The sequence below is a fragment of the Methylocella sp. genome, from assembly GCF_044226135.1.
Lineage (GTDB): Bacteria > Pseudomonadota > Alphaproteobacteria > Rhizobiales > Beijerinckiaceae > Methylocapsa.
In genome coordinates this window covers 121,430-138,528 of record NZ_JBGAHM010000005.1, presented here as the reverse complement: position 1 = coordinate 138,528, position 17,099 = coordinate 121,430, and the positions used below count along the sequence as shown (strand labels likewise).

At 71.9% G+C, this 17,099-nt stretch carries 17 protein-coding genes; 10 read left to right on the top strand and 7 right to left on the bottom strand.

The window, feature by feature from the left end:
- The 7 genes from ACILRB_RS04465 to ACILRB_RS04435 form a co-directional block, all read right to left on the bottom strand.
- The coding region (locus ACILRB_RS04465; RefSeq protein ID WP_395665094.1) for a hypothetical protein at positions 1-220 on the bottom strand (220 nt) is incomplete at its 3' end.
- A gap of 16 nt (positions 221-236) precedes the next feature.
- Positions 237-674 carry a hypothetical protein gene (locus ACILRB_RS04460; RefSeq protein ID WP_395665093.1) on the bottom strand — a complete coding sequence of 146 codons (438 nt, stop codon included), beginning with the start codon at positions 672-674 and terminating at the stop codon, positions 237-239.
- Positions 675-781: 107 nt separating this feature from the next.
- A complete protein-coding gene (locus ACILRB_RS04455) occupies positions 782-1,159 on the bottom strand; it encodes a hypothetical protein (protein WP_395665092.1) in 378 nt (125 codons plus the stop codon).
- Positions 1,160-1,195: 36 nt separating this feature from the next.
- A complete protein-coding gene (locus tag ACILRB_RS04450; protein WP_395665091.1) occupies positions 1,196-1,501 on the bottom strand; it encodes a hypothetical protein in 306 nt (101 codons plus the stop codon).
- Positions 1,491-1,760 carry a FeoC-like transcriptional regulator gene (locus ACILRB_RS04445; RefSeq protein ID WP_395665090.1) on the bottom strand — a complete coding sequence of 90 codons (270 nt, stop codon included), beginning with the start codon at positions 1,758-1,760 and terminating at the stop codon, positions 1,491-1,493. The genes ACILRB_RS04450 and ACILRB_RS04445 overlap by 11 nt, the downstream gene beginning before the upstream one ends.
- The gene (gene feoB / locus ACILRB_RS04440; RefSeq protein WP_395665089.1) at positions 1,757-4,114 is read right to left on the bottom strand and encodes a Fe(2+) transporter permease subunit FeoB; all 2,358 of its coding nucleotides are present in this window, start codon (positions 4,112-4,114) and stop codon (positions 1,757-1,759) included. The genes ACILRB_RS04445 and feoB overlap by 4 nt, the downstream gene beginning before the upstream one ends.
- The gene (locus tag ACILRB_RS04435; protein WP_395665088.1) at positions 4,114-4,593 is read right to left on the bottom strand and encodes a ferrous iron transport protein A; all 480 of its coding nucleotides are present in this window, start codon (positions 4,591-4,593) and stop codon (positions 4,114-4,116) included. The genes feoB and ACILRB_RS04435 overlap by 1 nt, the downstream gene beginning before the upstream one ends.
- A gap of 477 nt (positions 4,594-5,070) precedes the next feature.
- Here ACILRB_RS04435 and wecB point away from each other — a divergent pair, with 477 nt between their 5' ends.
- The 10 genes from wecB (at position 5,071) to ACILRB_RS04385 (ending at position 17,089) form a co-directional block, all read left to right on the top strand.
- A complete protein-coding gene (gene wecB, locus ACILRB_RS04430; protein WP_395665087.1) occupies positions 5,071-6,243 on the top strand; it encodes a non-hydrolyzing UDP-N-acetylglucosamine 2-epimerase in 1,173 nt (390 codons plus the stop codon).
- A gap of 161 nt (positions 6,244-6,404) precedes the next feature.
- Positions 6,405-8,489 (top strand): hypothetical protein, encoded by a 2,085-nt coding sequence (locus ACILRB_RS04425; RefSeq protein ID WP_395665086.1) that lies wholly within the window; start codon positions 6,405-6,407, stop codon positions 8,487-8,489.
- 7 nt (positions 8,490-8,496) lie between these two features.
- Complete coding sequence (locus ACILRB_RS04420; protein ID WP_395665085.1) at positions 8,497-10,542, top strand: glycosyl transferase family protein; 2,046 nt, start codon at positions 8,497-8,499, stop codon at positions 10,540-10,542.
- Positions 10,539-11,750 carry a tetratricopeptide repeat protein gene (locus ACILRB_RS04415; protein WP_395665084.1) on the top strand — a complete coding sequence of 404 codons (1,212 nt, stop codon included), beginning with the start codon at positions 10,539-10,541 and terminating at the stop codon, positions 11,748-11,750. Before ACILRB_RS04420 ends, ACILRB_RS04415 begins: the two co-directional genes overlap by 4 nt.
- A 182-nt stretch (positions 11,751-11,932) precedes the next feature.
- Positions 11,933-12,925, top strand: coding sequence for an NfrA family protein (locus tag ACILRB_RS04410; protein ID WP_395665083.1), 993 nt, complete (start codon positions 11,933-11,935; stop codon positions 12,923-12,925).
- Positions 12,926-13,204: 279 nt separating this feature from the next.
- Complete coding sequence (locus ACILRB_RS04405) at positions 13,205-14,062, top strand: hypothetical protein (RefSeq protein WP_395665082.1); 858 nt, start codon at positions 13,205-13,207, stop codon at positions 14,060-14,062.
- A gap of 143 nt (positions 14,063-14,205) precedes the next feature.
- Entirely contained in the window at positions 14,206-14,397 is a 192-nt protein-coding gene (locus tag ACILRB_RS04400; protein ID WP_395665081.1) for a hypothetical protein, read from the top strand.
- Between the two features lie 205 nt (positions 14,398-14,602).
- Positions 14,603-14,983 carry a MarR family winged helix-turn-helix transcriptional regulator gene (locus ACILRB_RS04395; protein ID WP_395665097.1) on the top strand — a complete coding sequence of 127 codons (381 nt, stop codon included), beginning with the start codon at positions 14,603-14,605 and terminating at the stop codon, positions 14,981-14,983.
- Positions 14,984-15,101: 118 nt separating this feature from the next.
- Positions 15,102-15,347: a hypothetical protein gene (locus ACILRB_RS04390; RefSeq protein ID WP_395665080.1), complete on the top strand. Its 246-nt coding sequence runs from the start codon at positions 15,102-15,104 to the stop codon at positions 15,345-15,347.
- An 86-nt stretch (positions 15,348-15,433) separates the two neighbouring features.
- Complete coding sequence (locus ACILRB_RS04385; protein ID WP_395665079.1) at positions 15,434-17,089, top strand: FAD-dependent oxidoreductase; 1,656 nt, start codon at positions 15,434-15,436, stop codon at positions 17,087-17,089.
- Positions 17,090-17,099: the final 10 nt, after the last annotated feature.

The following is a 17,099-nucleotide window of genomic DNA, read 5'->3' as shown; positions in this document are numbered from 1 at the left end:
CGTCGCGCGGCGGATCGGCCGCCGCCGCAAGAATGCGCCGGCGCGCGGCCGCGTCGCCGTCATAGACGACGACGAGCGCGCCGCAGCCGGCGTTGACGCGCACGCCGCTGACGCCCGCGACGTCGCGCACGGCGGCCGCGGCCTGCGGCAGCAAAGCGTCTCCGCCGGCGAGCCGCAGGCGCAGCCGGCCGGGAACCTCATGGACGACGCGCAGCTTCACCCGACGGCCCCGCGGCTCAGCTCTCGACGATCGTCGGCTTCAGCGGCGCGGCCGGCGCCTGCGGCGCTGGCGGCGCGGGCTCCTGCGGCGGCGCGGCGGCCGCGACTTCCGCCTCGGCGTCGTGCAGGCGCTCCTTGAGCTCCTCGACGCCGCCCATGACCGTCGTCCAGACGGTCACGCCGGCGCGCATGATGGCGCGCTGCGCCTTCTCGTTGGTCAGGAGATAGGCCGCCGCCGCGCCGACGACGAGGCCCTTGACCAGAGAATCCGCGTTCGGATGGCGGTGCGTGTTGGCGAAGCCGGGCCAGGCCGGCCCGGCGCCGGCGCGCCCGCCGCGGGCTTCGGCCGCGCCCTGGACGTACGGGTTCTGGCCGTAAGGACCCTGACCGTAAGGGCCTGGGCCATAATAATAATGATGATGCCATGCGCCCTGGCGCATCGGGTCGTCCGCCATGTTCCTGCTCCTGATGATGTGACGTTGCGTGGCGGCTCAGGCTTCGCGCCCGGCGGGCCGCCTTGAGCTCAGCCCCCTTGCCCCGTCCCTTTGCCCCGCCCCGTGGCTCAGCCCTTGGGCTCGGCCTTGGGCGGCTCGGCGGCTCGGCTGAAAAAATTCGAGACGGCGGCGCGCACGTCGGGCCGGTTGGCGAGCACGACGAGCCCGGCCCCGATCGCGGCGCCGACCCAGAAATTCGAGCCGCTCGCCCGCGCGATGCGGGTCAGGTTCGTGACGCTGAAGCCGTCCTTGAGCACGCCTTCGAGCACGTCGAGGGCGTCGATCCGGCCCTCGGCCGCCGGCGGCGGCTCCGTCTCGGGGCCGGCCGCCTGGGCGCTCCAGCCGTAGGGCCCGGCGGCGGCGGGGCCTTCGGGCCGCCATTGCTGGCCCGCGCCGGGGTAAGGGCCGTACGGATAAGGGCCCCATTGCGGCTTGTCGTTCGACATTGACTTCGATCCCTGGATTTTTCGGCGCGCAGCGCCCTAGCTTATGTAGGAAGCGAGAATTCGTTCCGCATCCTCCGGCGCCCCGGAGAGAAGCCGCGGCCAGTCGGCCATGTCGACGACCGCCGGGTCGTATTCGACCACGACCGACAGGGCCGCCGCATTGACCCTGACCGCGTTCACGCCGCGCAGGCGGTCGATCAGGCCGACGAAGGGGGCGGGGTCGACCGCGGGCAGCTCGGCGAGCGCGCCGAGGGCGAGTTTCAGGCGGATGCGGCCCGGCACGTGATGGGCGATCGCCACATGCCGGCGCAGACGCATGAAGGGCGAAAGGTCAGGACGCATCCTTGCCCGGCTCGTCGTCGCAGATCCATTCATAGACGTCGCGCCGCACGGCGCTCTCGGCGCAGGAGCAGCCGCCGAAGGCCGCCTTGCCGCAGGAGCCGCAGGCGCTCGGGACGTAGCGCGCGCGCTCCTTGGCGCGCCACATCTCGATCAGGCTGCGGGCGTTGTCGGGCGTGGTCGAGAGGCCGACGGCGAGATCCTCGACGCTCGCCCGGCGGTGGTCCTCCATGTAGCGTTTGACGGCCGAGAGCGTGGTCATGAACGCGCCTCCGTGATGGCGGGGGGAAGGGCCGGCGGCAGGCGGACCGGCGTGCGGCCGCCGGCGGCGGCCTTGCCGGCCTGGCGCAGGGCGACCATCGCCGCGACAAGCAGCCCGAGGCAGACCGCGATCCAGAAACTGGCGTAGCCCGGCGCGCGGTCGAAGCGCGCGGTCTGGTAGAACAGCGTCGCCGCGCACCAGCCGAGCCCGGTGGTCCAGGCGGCGGCGAACAGCGTCCAGCGCCAGCCGGTCTCCTGATAGATGGCGCCGACGGCGGCGACGCAGGGCATGTAGAGCAAAATCATCAGCAGATAGGCGAAGGCCCCGACCTGGCCGTCGAAGCGCGCGGCCATGGCGCCATAGGCGCTTTCGGGCGTTGCGCCCTCCTCCTCGCCGCCCCCGCCCATCGGATTGACGATCCTGGCGACCGCCTTGCCGAGATTGGCCGGGATGGTCGCGACGGCGGCGGCGAGCTTGCCGCCGACGGTCGCCGGCGCCGCGGCCGCCGCAGGCGCGCCGGCGGCCGCGCCCGCGCGCGCCGCGTCCTCCTCGCCGAGCTGGGCGTAGAGCGCGTTGAGCGTGCCGATCACCGCCTCCTTGGCGAGGATCCCGGAGAAGACGCCGACCGCCGCCGGCCAGTTGTCCTCGCGCATGCCCATCGGGGCGAACACGGGCGTGATCGTCCGCCCGACCGCCGAGAGCGCCGATTTCTCGCTGTTCTGGTTGCCGAAGGAGCCGTCCGTGCCGACGGAGTTGAGGAAGGTGAGCAGCATGACGATCGGCACGATCACCCGGCCCGAGCGGAAGATGAAGGACTTCAGCCGGTCCCAGGCGCGCAGCAGGACCGTGCTGACGGTCGGGACGTGATAGGGCGGCAGCTCCATGATGAAGGGCGAGATCTCGCCCTTGAGCACGGTGCTCTTGAGCAGGAAGCCGGTGCCGACCGCCGCGAGGATGCCGAGCAGGTAAAGCCCGAAGACGAGGCTCTGCCCGCTGCCGGCGAAGAACACGGTCGCGAACAGGGCGTAGACCGGCAGGCGCGCGCCGCAGGACATGAAGGGCGCCATCATGATGGTGATGAGCCGGTCGCGCTTGTTCTCGAGCGTGCGCGTCGCCATGATCGCCGGCACGTTGCAGCCGAAGCCGACGATGAGCGGCACGAAGGACTTGCCCGGCAGGCCGACGGCGCGCATCGCCCGGTCCATGACGAAGGCGGCGCGGGCCATGTAGCCCGAATCCTCCAGCGTCGACAGGAACAGGTAGAGGAAGGCGATCACCGGAATGAAGGTCGAGACCGTCTGCACGCCGCCGCCTATGCCGTCGGCGAGCAGCGTCGTCAGCCATGGCGGCGAGCCCGCCGCCGTCAGCGCCGCGCCGGCGCCGTCGACGAGCACCGCGCCCGTCGCCTGGCCGAAGAAATCGATGAACGCGCCGCCGATCGAGATCGTGAACACGAACATCAGATACATCATGAACAGAAAGATCGGGATGCCGAGATAGCGGTTGAGCACGATCCGGTCGATGTGGTCGGACGTCGTGCGCGAGGCTTCGCGCGGGCGCGTCAGGGCGCGGCCGAGAATCTCGGTGATGAAGGAAAAGCGCGCGTCGGCCACCACGATGTCGGCGTCCTCGCCGCCGGCGCCCTTGACCCGCTCCTGCGCGGCCGCGACCTCGGCCTCCGTGACGCCGTCCGAATCGCCGGCGGCGAAGGGGTCGCCCTCGATCAGCTTGAGCGCGCGCCAGCGCGCCTTGGGCACGCCCGCCGCGGCGAGCTTGGCGGCGAGCGCCTGCGCCTCGACCTCGATCGCCGGGCCGTAGTCCGGCTCGACGGCCGGCGGGCGCGGCCGCTCGGCGACGTCGGCGACAAAGGACTTGAGCGCGGCGACGCCCTTGCCGCGCGCGGCGACGAGTTCGACCACGGGGCAGCCGAGCGCCTTCGACAGCGCGTCGACGTCGACCGCGAAGCCGCGGCGCTCGGCGATGTCCATCATGTTGAGCGCCGCCACCATCGGCGTGCGCATTTCGAGGAGCTGGGTGGTGAGGTAGAGATTGCGCTCGAGATTGGAGGCGTCGATGATGTTGACGATCAGGTTGGCCTCGCCCGAGAGCACGAAGTCGCGCGCGACGCGCTCGTCCTCGGAGGTCTGGATCGCCGCGCCGAGCGAATAGACGCCGGGCGTGTCGACGACCTCATAGAGCCGCCCCTCGTGGCGGTAGACGCCGAATTTCTTCTCGACCGTCACGCCCGGCCAGTTGCCGACCTCCTGGCGGGCGCCGGTCAGCGCGTTGAACAGCGTGCTCTTGCCGCAGTTCGGATTGCCGACGACGCCGACGACGATCTTCTGCTCGCCCATCACAGTTTCTCCACGGCGACGGCGTCCGCTTCGGCGCGCCTCAGGCTCATGGCGAATCCGCGCACGCGGATCTCCACCGGATCGCCGAGCGGAGCGACGCGGGCGATCTCGAACTCGACCCCCGGCGTCAGGCCCATGGCGATCAGCTTCTGGCGGTATTCGCGCCTGGCGCGGCTCAGCGCGACGATGCGGGCGCGCTCGCCGACCGCGAGGTCGGACAGGGCGAGCGGCGGCATGGTCGTCTCGCGCGGCAGCGGCGTCACCGTGACGAGCCGCGCGGTTTCGACGTCGAGCATGACCCGCGCGTCGTCGTTGACGGCGGCGACGAGGCCGGCGTCGGCGTTGCGATGCAGGATCTCGACCCGCGCGCCAAGGTGAAGGCCGAGGTCGGTGAGGCGCTGCTGGTCGGCCATGCCGCACTCAAAGGCCACGACGCGCACCACGCCGTCGGAGACCTCGGCAAGATTAAGACGCGTCATCTCAGGCAATCCCACGTGTTCGGCCGCCGCGGGCCGCGCCCGCAGCGTCATTTCGGCGAAGCGGGCCGTTCAGGCGCCACGAACGTCGCATCCGGATCACTTAAACACTGTAGAAAATCAAAAACAACAAATCACTTATGTGATTTAAACTGTTCTAAATCTAAGGGATTGCTGGCGGGATCGGAATTTCGTCCGCAAGGACCGCCGACGCCCCGCCCGGCCCGATGCGCGCCGGCCACAGGCGCCGGCAAAACGACGCCGCCGCCGCGCGCCCGGGCGCGCGCGCTTGACAAGCCGCGAGCCTTTTGACGACTCTTGGCCGTCCGCTCGGGCCGCCCGCGAACGTTTCCGGCGCCGGCCCGTCCCGGGCGTTCAGGGGCCGGCCTTCACGACCCCCGTCAGTTCCTGCCCCCGCCCGTTCCTGCCCCGCCCGTCTCCCGCCCGCCCCGCTCCTCCCGTTCTGCAGAGACGTCCAGCTTGAAGATCGTCTGCGTTTTCGGCACGCGGCCCGAGGCCATCAAGATGGCGCCGGTCGTCGAGGCGCTGCGGCGCGAGCCCTCGCTCGACCCCGTCGTCGTCGTCACCGGCCAGCACCGCGAGATGCTCGGCCAGGCGCTCGACCTGTTCGGCCTCAGGCCCGACGTCGACCTCGACGTCATGCGCCCCGACCAGACGCTCAACGGGCTTTTCGCGCGCGTGCTTTCGGGCGTCGACGAGACGCTGGCGCGGCTTTCGCCCGACCGCATTCTGGTGCATGGCGACACGACGACCTCGCTCGCCGCAGGGCTCGCCGCCTTTCACCGCCGCATCCCCGTCGGCCATGTCGAGGCGGGCCTGCGCACCTACGACCTCGCCCAGCCCTGGCCCGAAGAGATGAACCGGCGCTGCGTCGACGTCTTCGCCGATCTTCTCTTCGCGCCGACCGCGCTTTCGGCCCAAAATCTCGCCGCCGAACGGCTGCACGGCCAGGTCCTCGTCACCGGCAACACGGTCATCGACGCGCTTGGGGAGACGGCGGCGCGGATCGACGCCGACCCCGCGCTGAAGGCCCGGCTCGACGCGCAGTTCCCGTTCCTCGACGGGCGCCGGCGGCTGCTGCTCGTCACCGGCCACCGGCGCGAGAATTTCGGCTCCGGCTTTGAGAACGTCTGCGCGGCGCTGGCCAAGCTCGCCCGGCGGCCCGACCTCGAGATCGTCTATCCGGTGCACCGCAATCCGAACGTGCATGACAAGGTGCTGTCGACGCTGTCCGGCCGGAACAACGTCCATCTGATCGAGCCGCTGTCCTACCAGCCCTTCGTGCATCTGATGCGCCGCGCTTATGTGGTGCTGACCGATTCGGGCGGCGTGCAGGAAGAGGCGCCTTCGCTCGGCAAGCCGGTGCTCGTCATGCGCGACGTGACCGAACGCCCCGAGGCGGTCGCCGCCGGAACCGTGCGGCTCGTCGGCGCCCGGACCGAGTCGATCGTCGCCTCGGTCGACGAATTGTGGGACGACGCGGCGGCCTATGCGCGCTTCGCCCGCAGCGTCAACCCCTATGGAGACGGCGCCGCCTCGCAGCGGATCGCCGCCGCGCTCGCGGGGCGGGCGTTCGAACCCTTCTCGCCGGCGCCGCCCGCCGCGGCCGGCGCAACGCACCGGAACGTCTGACGATGACCGCGTCTCGCTCCCTTTCCGCGCCGCGCAGGCTTCGCCGGCTCGCTCGCGCGCCGCCCTCCTCGCCGCCGCCCTCGCCGCGGCCAGGCGCGGCCGCGGCCGAGACCGCGGCGGAGGCGTTCGAGACTCGCCGGACGAGGATCGTCGAGCGTTCGGTGACCTTGCGCGAGCTTGGCCTTGGCGCGCCGATCGTGCTCGGCTCGCTCGATTCGCGGCGCGAGATCTATCTGCCGACGCCGGCGGGGCTGCCGCTGATCGAACCGACGCTCGACTTCAAGGGCCGCTATCTGCGCGCCGACGGCGGACGCACGACCTTCGTGCTGTCCATCGACGGCTATCCCGTCGCCGGCCGCTCGCCGACGCTCGACGCCGGCGGCGTCGACATGCTGCTCGGCGTCGACGGCGCGCCGCGCTCCAGCGGCTTCGTGCGTCTCGGCGCGGCCTGGTCGTCGGCGATCGACTCCGACCTCTGCGGCGACCAGCGCACGATCGGCAACGTGTTCGAGATCGACGGCGACACGCGCTTCTCCTTCGCCTTCGACGCCTCGAAGATCGACACCCTCGCGACCGCCTGGTCGGCCATGCCGACCGCCCCCGTCCTTCTGGTTTCGGGACGCCGGATCTCGGCCGAGGCCTATGACGCCGCATGGCGCCTTGCGCTGGCGCTGGAGCGCGCCGGCAAGCGGCCGACGATCCGGGCGCTGCCCGCCGTCGGCGACGAGGTCGATCCCGCCGGGCTCAAGATTCCCGAGGGCCTCGCCGGCCTTGCGTCCTTCGCCGCGCTTTCGGGCGAAGGGCGCCGCCGCCTCGCCACCCCGGCGGAGGTCGGGGCGTTCATCGCGCTCGGCGGCGTTCCGGCCCAGGTCGCCGTCGCCGACGACGCCATGGGCGCGGCGCTCGACGCGGCCTTCGACGCGCTCGGCGCCGAGGCCGCGGCGGCCGGCGCGGCCGACGCCTATCGCGCCTGGCGCCGGAGCGCGGCGACGCTCGCCGACCGCCGCCCGCGCGACGTGATCTCGCTCGCCACCTTCGGCGGCGCGCCGATCGGCGCCGTCGGCGTCGACGCGGCGGCCAAGGCGGCCGATCTCTTCGACGCCTTCTGGCGCGAGATCCTGATCGCCCGCAAGCTCGCCGTGCGCGCGGCCGAACTGCCGGGCCGCGAGGGCAGCGTGGTCTCGCTCGCGGCGCTTGGCGGCGTCCCCGCCTCGCTCAACGTGTTGTCGAGCGCCGACTGGACCGCGCAGTTCGACCTCGGCGCGCTCGCCGCCCGCGGCGGCGCGCCGCGCGAACTGACCATCGACGTGGCCGCCGCGCCCGGCGCCTCGACGTCAGAGCCCGTCGCCTCGGTGTTCCTCAACGACTTCCTCCTCGCCGCCCGCCGCCTCGGCGCGGACGGCCGCTCGGAGCGGATCACGGCCAATGTGCCGGCCTTCGCGCTGCAGGCCATCAACACGCTGAAGGTGAGCTTCCAGCGCCAGCCGGTCAGCGACCGCTGCCGCGAGACGCCGCAGGCGTTCCCCGTCTCGGTGCTGCCGTCGAGCTCGGTCACGCTCGGGCCGCCGCTCGCCCAGGACGGCTTCCTCGGCCTGCGCGCGCGCCTCGCCGGCGCGGCCGACCTTATCATTCCGGCGGCCTATCTGTCCGACGCGCCGGCGACGCTGCGCAATCTCGAGCGGCTCGCCGGCGCCGCCGGCCTCGCGCCGCAGAGCGCGAAGCTGATCGTCGTCGCGTCGCCCGAGGACGGCAAAGGCGGCGGCGCGCAGGCCCCCGCCCCGACACGGCCGTTCCTCGCGGTCGACGTCGCCCTGCCGGGAGCGGCCGACGCCTCCCATGTCGTCGTCGAGGGCGACCGGCTGACGCTTTCGGCCAGGCCCAGCGAGATCTTCCTCGACATTTCCGGCGTCGAGGGAATCGCCGTGGCCCAGGTGACCCAGGTCGGCGCGGTTCCGGGCGTGCTCGTGCGGCAGGTCGGACCGGCCGCGCCGCAGTTCGCCCATCCCTTCATCCTGGCGCAGGGCGACGTCGCCGTCCTGACCGACGAGGGCGTCGCGGCGCAATATGACAGCCGTAATCCCGGCGCGCTGCGGCCGCCGGAGGCGACGGAGCCCGAAACCGGGCTCAAGGCGGGGCTGAAGGCCTTCGCCAACTGGGAGACGGCGCTCGTGCTTGGCGTGGTCGTGTTCTTCGGCCTGCTGTTCCTGCTGGCCCGCGCGGCGCGGCGCCGCCACGCCGGAGGCTGAGGCCGCGATGCCGGCCGGGGAGCTGGCCGACAGCTTCGGCGCGGCGCTTTACGCGCCCTATCTCGTCGCGCGCTACTACGGCTGGCTCGAGACGGGCGTCGTCGTCTGCGCCCTGTTCATCTTCGTGTCGAGCGTCGACGACCTGTTCGTCGACGCCTGCTACTGGACGCGCTGGATCGCCCGCCGGCTCAGCGGGCGCCCCGAGACCGTTCCCGAGGTCGCCGAGCTTCGCGCCAAGCCCGAGCAGCCGCTCGCCGTCATGGTGCCGGCCTGGCTCGAATATGACGTCATCGCGCCCATGATCGAAAGCATGGCCGCGACGCTCGACTATTCGCGCTACACGGTGTTCGCCGGCGTCTACGTCAACGACGAGCGCACCATCGCCGAGGTCGAACGCATCAGGCGGCGCTTCCGCCATGTCGTGCGCGTCACCGTCCCGCACCCCGGCCCGACCTGCAAGTCGGACTGCCTCAATTTCATCGTCGCGGCGATCGCCGCGCATGAGCGCGCCTATGGCGTCGTCTTCGCCGGCGCGATCCTGCACGACAGCGAGGACGTGCTGCATCCGCTCGAGATGAAGCTCTTCAACCATGTGCTGCCCGCAGAAGACCTGATCCAGATCCCGGTCATGTCGCTCGAACGCGAATGGTGGGAGCTGATCGGCGCGACCTACATGGACGATTTCGCCGAATGGCACGGCAAGGACATGCTGGTGCGCGAGGCGCTGACCGGAACCGTGCTTTCGGCCGGCGTCGGCACCTGCTTCTCGCGCCGCGCGCTCATGGCGCTCTCCGAGGAAACCGGCGGCCAGCCGTTCAACGTCGCCGTGCTGACCGAGGATTACGACGTTTCGCTGCGGCTCGGCGCCCGCGGCATGAGCTCGACGTTCCTCCGTTTTCCGGTCGACTACAGGGTGAAGCGGCGCGGCTGGATCAATCCCTCCCGCGAGAAGACGGTCACGCTGACGGCGCCGCTCGCCGTGCGCGAATTCTTCCCCGACACGTTCCGCACCGCCTACCGGCAGAAGGCGCGCTGGACGCTCGGCATCGCCTTTCAGGGATGGCGGCAACTCGGCTGGCGGGGCTCGCTCGCCGACCGCTATTTCCTCTACCGGGACCGCAAGGGCGTCGCCGCCTTCCTCGTCATCGGCGCGGCCTATCTGCTCACGGCGCAGATCCTGGTCCTGTTCTTCGCCGCCGAGGCCGGCCTGTGGCCGGAGCGCTTCCCCTCGATCTTCGTCACGCATCCGTGGTTCGGCGCGATCCTTGCGGCCGACGGCGCCTTTCTCGGCCTGCGCGCGATCCAGCGCTATCATTTCACCCGCAAGCTCTACGGCCGCCGGCACGGGCTGCTGTCCATTCCCCGCATCTTCATCGCCAATTTCGTCAATTTCGCCGCCACGCTCAGGGCCTGGAGGCTGTTTCTGGCCAATGTCCTGTTCGGCACGCCGATCGGCTGGGACAAGACGATGCACGACTTTCCCACCACCGACTCGCTTGGCGAGACGGAGCCGCCGCATCACGGCCTCGACGAGGAGACGATCGCCGAAGCGGTCGCCGCGGCCCTTGGCCTGCCGCGCGCCGAACTGACCTCGGAGGAGGTCGGCGCCGCGCTCGACCTCGCGCCGCCGCGCGACTGGCGGCGCTGGGGCGTCGCCCCCTTCAGGCGGCCCGGCGACGACGCGCCCCGCCTCGCGACGGCGCTTCCGCCCGTGGCCGGGACGCTCGACGAGATCCGCGCCGCGCTCGGGAGCGAACGCCCGCTTCACGTCGTGCGCGAGAGCGAGCTTCTGGCCGCGCTGCGCCGGCTCGAAGGCGACGCCGGCGCCTTCGCCGACATCGGCTTCGCCCATGACATCCATGCCGGCGACGTGCTGATCAGCCATGGCCTCGTCGCACGCGCGGCGCTCGACGAGGCGTTCGCCGCCTATGACCCCGCGCGCGACGGCCCTGTCGGCGCCTTTCTCTTCGCCCGCGGCCTGCCCGGCCGCGACGCGCTCGAGCGCGCGCGCGACCTGCTGCGCGAGACGCGCGCGACGGGCGACGCGTCATGAGCCGGCGCCGGCGCCTGTCCTTCGCGCTGTGGTGCGGCTGCGCGCTGCTCGCGCCGGCCCCTTTCGCGCTGGCGCAGCAGGACGACGACGCGCTGCAGCTGCCGCTGAGCGGGCCCGCCTATTTCCACGCGCGCGACGCGCAGGCGGCGATGAGCCGCGGCGACTATGACGCCGCGGCGGCGAGCGCGCGCGAGGCGCTGCGCCAGCGCCCCGACGCGGTCCAGCTTCGCGTCCTGCTCGTGCAGGCGCTCGAACGCGCCGGCCGCTATGGCGAGGCCGTCGAGGCCGGCGCGGGCTTCGTCGCGGCGGGCGACCGCAACGCCGTGCTGCTCGGGGTTCTGGCGCAGGCGCGGCGCAGGCTCAAGCCCGCGCCCGCCGTCGTCCCGCGCGCGGCGGCGCCGACCTCCTTCGCCTCGGCGGCGGACGCCGCGCGGGCGGCCGACATCGCCTTTGCGCGGGGCGACTATGACGCCGCGCGCGCCGCCGCCGCGGAGGCGGCGCGGCTCGACCCGCAGGCCTATTCGACGCTGCGCGACGACATGAAGGCCGCGATCGACGCGGCGACGCCGGCGACCGACCTGCCGTCCTACAAGGCCGCGGCCGCGGCCTATGACGCCTTCTCGCGCCGCGACTACGCCGCCGCCAAGACGAACGCCGCCCTGGCCGTCAGCCTCGACCCGGACAATTCCGCCTACAGGGCGCTGCTCGCCAGGGCCGAGGCGGCGCTGCGGCGCGGCCCGCCCGCCGCGGCGCCGCCGCCCTCCCCGGCCTATCGCGCGGCCGAGGCCGGCTATCGCGCCTTTCGCGCGCGCGCCTACCGCGCCGCCGCCCGCGACGGCGCCGCGGCGGTCCGGCTTGATCCGCAAAACCGCGCCTATCGCGCCCTGCTCGTCGACGCCCTCGCCGCCGGCGGCGATCTCGCCGGCGCCGAATCGGCCGCCGACGCGGCGCTCCGGGCGCTCGGCCAGGACGCGCAGATCCTCGCCGCGCGGGGCTATGTCCGCCAGCGCCTCGGCCGGCCCGCCGGGGCGGCGCAGGATTTTTCGGCGGCCCTCGCGTCGGGCTCCGGCGCAGCGGCCGAGCGGCGCGGCTGGACGATCGCGCTCGCCGGCGCGCAGACCGCAGCCGGACGGCCGGGGGCCGCGCTCGAAACGCTCGCGCCCCTGCCCGGGACGCCGCAGACCCTGCTCGCGCGCGCCGCGCGCTGAAGGCGCTCGGCCGCGACGAGGAGGCGCTCGCGGCCTTCGTTCAGGCCGAAGCCGCGGCGCGGACGCCCGACGAGCGCCTCGCCGCGCTGCGCGGGCGCGTCGGCGTCCTCGCCGCGCTCGGGCGCCAAAGCGAGGCGCGCGCGCTGTTCGAGGCGGCCGAGGCGCAGGGCGCGTTCAAGAATTTGTCAAACGTCGATCTCGCCTATCTCGCCGCGGCCGCCGGCGACAATCTCCGCGCCACGCAGGCTTTCGAGGCGGCGCGCGCGCGGGGCGAACTCGGGGGCCGCGCCTTTCTCGACGCCGGCTACGCCGCGATGCGGGCCTATGACAATGAGGCCGCCGTGTCGTTCTTTTCGGCCGGCGTCGAGGACGCGCGCGCCGGCGGCCGTCAGGCCGGGGCGCAGGAGATCTTCCAGATCAGGCGCCAGATCGCCGATCTCGACCGCGCCTGGGGCGTCAACGCCATGGCCGCCTATGGCAAGGTCGGCGTCACGCCGGGCTCGGCGCTCGCGCCCGTGACCTCCGCCGGCGCCATCGGCCAGATCGGCGCGGAGATCTACTGGCGCCCGCCCGTGATCGGCTACCGCGACCGCTCGACCTTCGAGATTTTCGCGCGCGCGTTCCAGACCGTCTATGACGAGAACAACGGCCCGACCGGCTGGAAAACCAACCAGACCTCGCTTGGCGCGCGCTGGAAGCCGTTTGGCGACTATAATCTCGTGTTCGAGGCGGCGCGCGTGTTCGGGCTCGGCTCGGCCGCCGCCTCGAACTGGATGCTGCGCGCCGCCTTCTCGCAGGGCGAGGGGCTCGACCTGCGCGTCGACCGCCCGGACTGGCTGATGTGGAACGTCAGCGCCGAGGCCGTGCATTATTTCGAGAGCGAGGAGACGATCCTCAACGCCGAGGGGCGGATCGGCCAGAGCTTTCGCGTCGACGGGATCGCCGACGGCCTCGTATTGACGCCCTACATGGTCCTTGGCGGCGGCTACGACAACGTCTACAGCGTGCCCCTCGCGATCGGCGCGGGCCCGGGCTTCGCCGCGCGGCTGTGGTTTCGCGGCGACGAGCTTCATGCGCCGCGCTCCTTCGTCGAGGCGAGCGTGCAATATCGCGTTCCCCTCGCCGGAGGGGAACGCGCGCGCGGCGTCTTCGCGCAACTGAGCTTCTCCTATTAGGCGGCGCGCCGAAGGTTCGGCGTCCTGCGCCGCGCCGGCGCCGCGCGACATGTCCGAGGCGCGTCATGGAAACGCTCAAGACGCTTTCGCGGCGTCTCCCTTCGACCCTCCGGCGAGGCGCGACACGCGGACGTGCGACGGGCTGACGTGCGACGGGCTGACGTGCGACGGGCATGGGCCTATTTTACGGACAGGCTTAACGCCGTCTCACACAAATCCGCGCCACAGTGGCGACGCGGGCGCTGGCGGCGCGGCCGGCCGATCAAGCAGGAGTTCAGAGTGAGCGCGAAACGGCTTTTCTGCGCGACGGCCCGCGCGCTCGGCGTCGCCGCCTGCTTCGCCGCCGGCGTCGCGACGACCGCCCGGGCGGCGGCGAAGCAGAGCTGCGTTCGCGGCGTCGTCTGGCAGCCTGACAACGCCACGATCAACCCGACGGGCGACTGGCACCGCCTTGGGGCCGACACCCTGCTCGTGCAATGGACCGTCGTCGACGGCATGGCGCTCACGCCGGGCTCCGGCCTGCCGGGCTTCGCCAAGAAGCCGGACTGGCGGCGGATCGCCTCGGAGCCCTGGGCGCGCAAAGTGATTCTCGGCCTCGCCGGCGCCTATTCGGAGCCTGTGGCGCGCGCGAACGTCGCCAAGCTCGTCGCGCTGTCGGCGCGCCTCGCCACGCTGCCGACCCCGCTTGCGGTCGAGGGCTATTATTTTCCGGTCGAGGTCGATCCGAGCTGGACCAGGGCGAAGGATCTCGGCCCCCTGCTCGCCTCGCTGCCGCGCCCGCTCTGGATCAGCGTCTATGATTCGAGCGCCATGGGGCCCGAAAAGCTCGCCGACTGGCTCGAACGCTGGCTGCCGCACGACGTCGGCGTCTTCTTCCAGGACGGCGTCGGCGCGCATGGACGCGACCCCTCCGTCGCCGCCGAATACGCCGCGACGCTCTCGAAGCGGCTCGGGCCGTCCCGCCTCGCCGTCGTCGTCGAGGCGTTCAGGCCGAAGGCCGGCGGGGGCTTTCGCGCCGCGACCCCGCAGGAGCTCAAGACGCAGATCGCCGCGCTGCAGGGCCACAGCCTGTTTCTGTTCGACGGGCCGCATTATGTTTCGCAGGCGACGGTCGACGAACTGGCCTGCCGGCCATGACGCGTCGCAAAACCGCGCGAGGGCCCGGCGGGACCCAAGCTGTTTGAGCCTTTTTGCATCGGAAGGCTGACGTTCGAAAGCCGCCTGCGCTGTCCGCTCGAACTCTACGACGCCGTGCGCGCCGCCTTTCCGGCCGGCGTTCCGTGACCGTGCGCGTGTCCGTGACCGACCGGGTCGAAGGCGGCTCGCCCGTCAAGGGCGTGATCGCTTTCGCGAGAACGCTCGAAGCGCGCGGCTGCGACGCCATCCATGTTTCGGGCGCCCTCGTCCGCGCCAGCCAGACGTCGAGCGCGTTGCGTCTCCATGAAATCTTCGGGCTGACGTCTGCGAAATGACGCCTGCGGTCCGTCGCATGTGAGTGTTCGCGATATTGATTATCGCGACATATATCTTCGCGTTCCCGCGACGGCGTCCTGTCCGCAGGATTGATTATCGCGATATTCTTTTTCATGATATCGACCTGCGCGAACAGGAGCCTTCGCCGTGCCCGCCGCCCCACCTCTCGACAGCCAGCTGTGCTTCTCGCTCTATGCGGCGAGCATGGCGGTCACCCGCGTCTACAAGCCGCTGCTCGACCGTTTCGGGCTGACCTACCCGCAATATCTTGTCCTGCACGCGCTGTGGGAGCAGGACGGACGCGCCGTCGGGGCGATCGCGCGGCGCCTGTTTCTTGAGTCGAGCACGGTGACGCCGCTGTTGAAGCGGCTCGAGGCGTCGGGCCTCGTCGCGCGCGCGCGCAACCCCGACGACGAGCGCGAGGTGAAGATCAGGCTCACCGCGCGCGGGCGCGCCATGCGCGAGCGCTGCGGCCGCCTCGGCGAAACGCTGCTCGCGCGCTCGGGAATGTCGGCCGCCGAACTCGGCGCGCTCAACAGGCGGGCGAAGGCGCTGCGCGCGGCGCTCGCGGACGAAGGCGTCTAAAGTATCAGCGCGGCATACCCATGTATAATTTCGCGCAGGCCGCGCCTGTGGCTTTCTAACCCCATCGCAACACGCGCCGCCCGGCACTCCGGCGGCGCCGGAGCAAAGGGGAAATCTCATGTCCGCCAACGCCCGTCTTGTCCGTTTCGCCGCCGCCTCGACCTTCGCGATCCTGTCCTTCTCGGCGACGGTCGCCTTCGCCCAGGACTACATGACCGAAAGCAAGATGCAGACGATGTCGACGCACGCCGTCAACAATGAGCACGCCGACCATGCCAGCTACGACCGGTCGGGCACGCGCGGCCGCGAAGGCCTCGGCGCCTCCTCGGCCCGCCCCGAAGGCCCCGGCGACTTCGCGGACTGACGCCTTCCACGGCCGCGCGGGGCGTGCGAAAATGACGCCGGCGGCGCGCCGCGACGCCGGCGAGATCGATGCCCAAGGAGCGCCCAATGACGCATGAACCCGTCCTCGACCCCGCCGACCCCGCCGCGCGCAAGGCGCAGACCTATCCGATTCTCACGCCTGACGACGTGGCGCGCATCGTTCCCTATGGCGTGGTCGAAAGCTTCGACACGTCGGGCTGGCTGTTCAGGCGCGGCGACCGCAACGTCGATTTCTTCCTCGTGCTCGACGGCGAGGTGGAAATTCTGGTCAGCGACCTGTGCGGCGGGGAGACGCCGTTCGTGGCCTTCGGGCCCGGGCAGTTCACCGGCGAACTCAACCTCCTCAACGACCGCGCGATGATCGCCGCCGCGCGGGCCGGCGCCGGCGCGAAGCTCGTGCGGGTGCGCAGCGCCGACTTCAGGCGGCTTCTCGCGTGCGAGGCGGAGCTCGCCGAAACGCTTCTGCGCGCTTTCATCCTGCGCCGCGTGGGCTTCATCCGCCGCGGCGCGGGCGGCGTGACCCTCGTCGGCCGGCGCGACAGCGCCGACATGATCCGCCTGCAACGCTTCCTCACCCGCAACGCCTATCCGTTCCAGGCGCTCGACGTCGAGGCGCCCGACGGCGCGGCGCTCGCGGCGCGGCTCGGCTTTAAAGCCGACGCGCTGCCGGCGGTGGTCGCGCCCGCAGGCGTCACGCTCGCCAATCCCACGACCGCGGCGCTCGCCGACAGCCTCGGCCTCACCGAGCCGCTCGATCCGCACGCCGTCTATGACGTCGCCGTCGTCGGCGCGGGGCCGGCCGGCCTCGCCGCCGCCGTCTACGCCGCCTCCGAGGGGCTGAAGACGATCGTGCTCGAAACCCTCGCGCCGGGCGGCCAGGCCGGCACGTCCTCGCGCATCGAGAACTATCTCGGCTTCCCGACCGGCGTCTCGGGCCAGGCGCTCGCCGGTCGGGCGCAGATCCAGGCGCAGAAATTCGGCGCGCATCTTGCGGTGGCGCGCGGCGTCGGCGGGCTCGACTGTTCGGGCGCGCCCTTCGCGCTCGCCCTCGAGAGCGGCGAAAACGTGCGCGCCCGCGCGGTCGTGGTCGCGACCGGGGCGCGCTACCGCCGGCTCGACCTCGAGAATTATGAAAAATTCGAGGGCGCCGGCGTCGAATATGCGGCGACGCCGATGGAGGGCCAGCTGTGCGCCGGGCTCGAGGCCGTCGTCGTCGGCGGCGGCAATTCGGCGGGACAGGCGGCGATGTTCCTTTCGGGCGTCGCCCGCCACGTGCATATCGTCGTGCGCCGCCCCGACCTCGCCGCCACCATGTCGGACTATCTTGTGCGCCGCATCGCCGCCTCGCCCCGCGTCACGCTCCATGCGCATAGCGAGATCGTCGCCCTGCATGGCGACGAGCGCCTGCGCGCGGCGACCTGGGCGAACCGGTCGACGGGCGCGATGGAGACGCGCGAGATCGGCGCGCTGTTCGTCATGATCGGCGCGGAGCCGAACACGGACTGGCTCGGCGGCTGCCTCGCGCTCGACGACAAGGGCTTCGTCCTGACCGGCGCGCAGGCGCGATGCGGCGCGACCGACGCGCCCTACGCCGCCTCGCGCCCCGGCGTCTTCGCGGTCGGCGACGTGCGCTCGGGCTCGACCAAGCGCGTCGCCTCGGCGGTCGGCGAAGGCGCGGCGGCGATCCACGCCGTGCACGCCTTTCTCCATCCCGAGGCGTAATCGCGACACG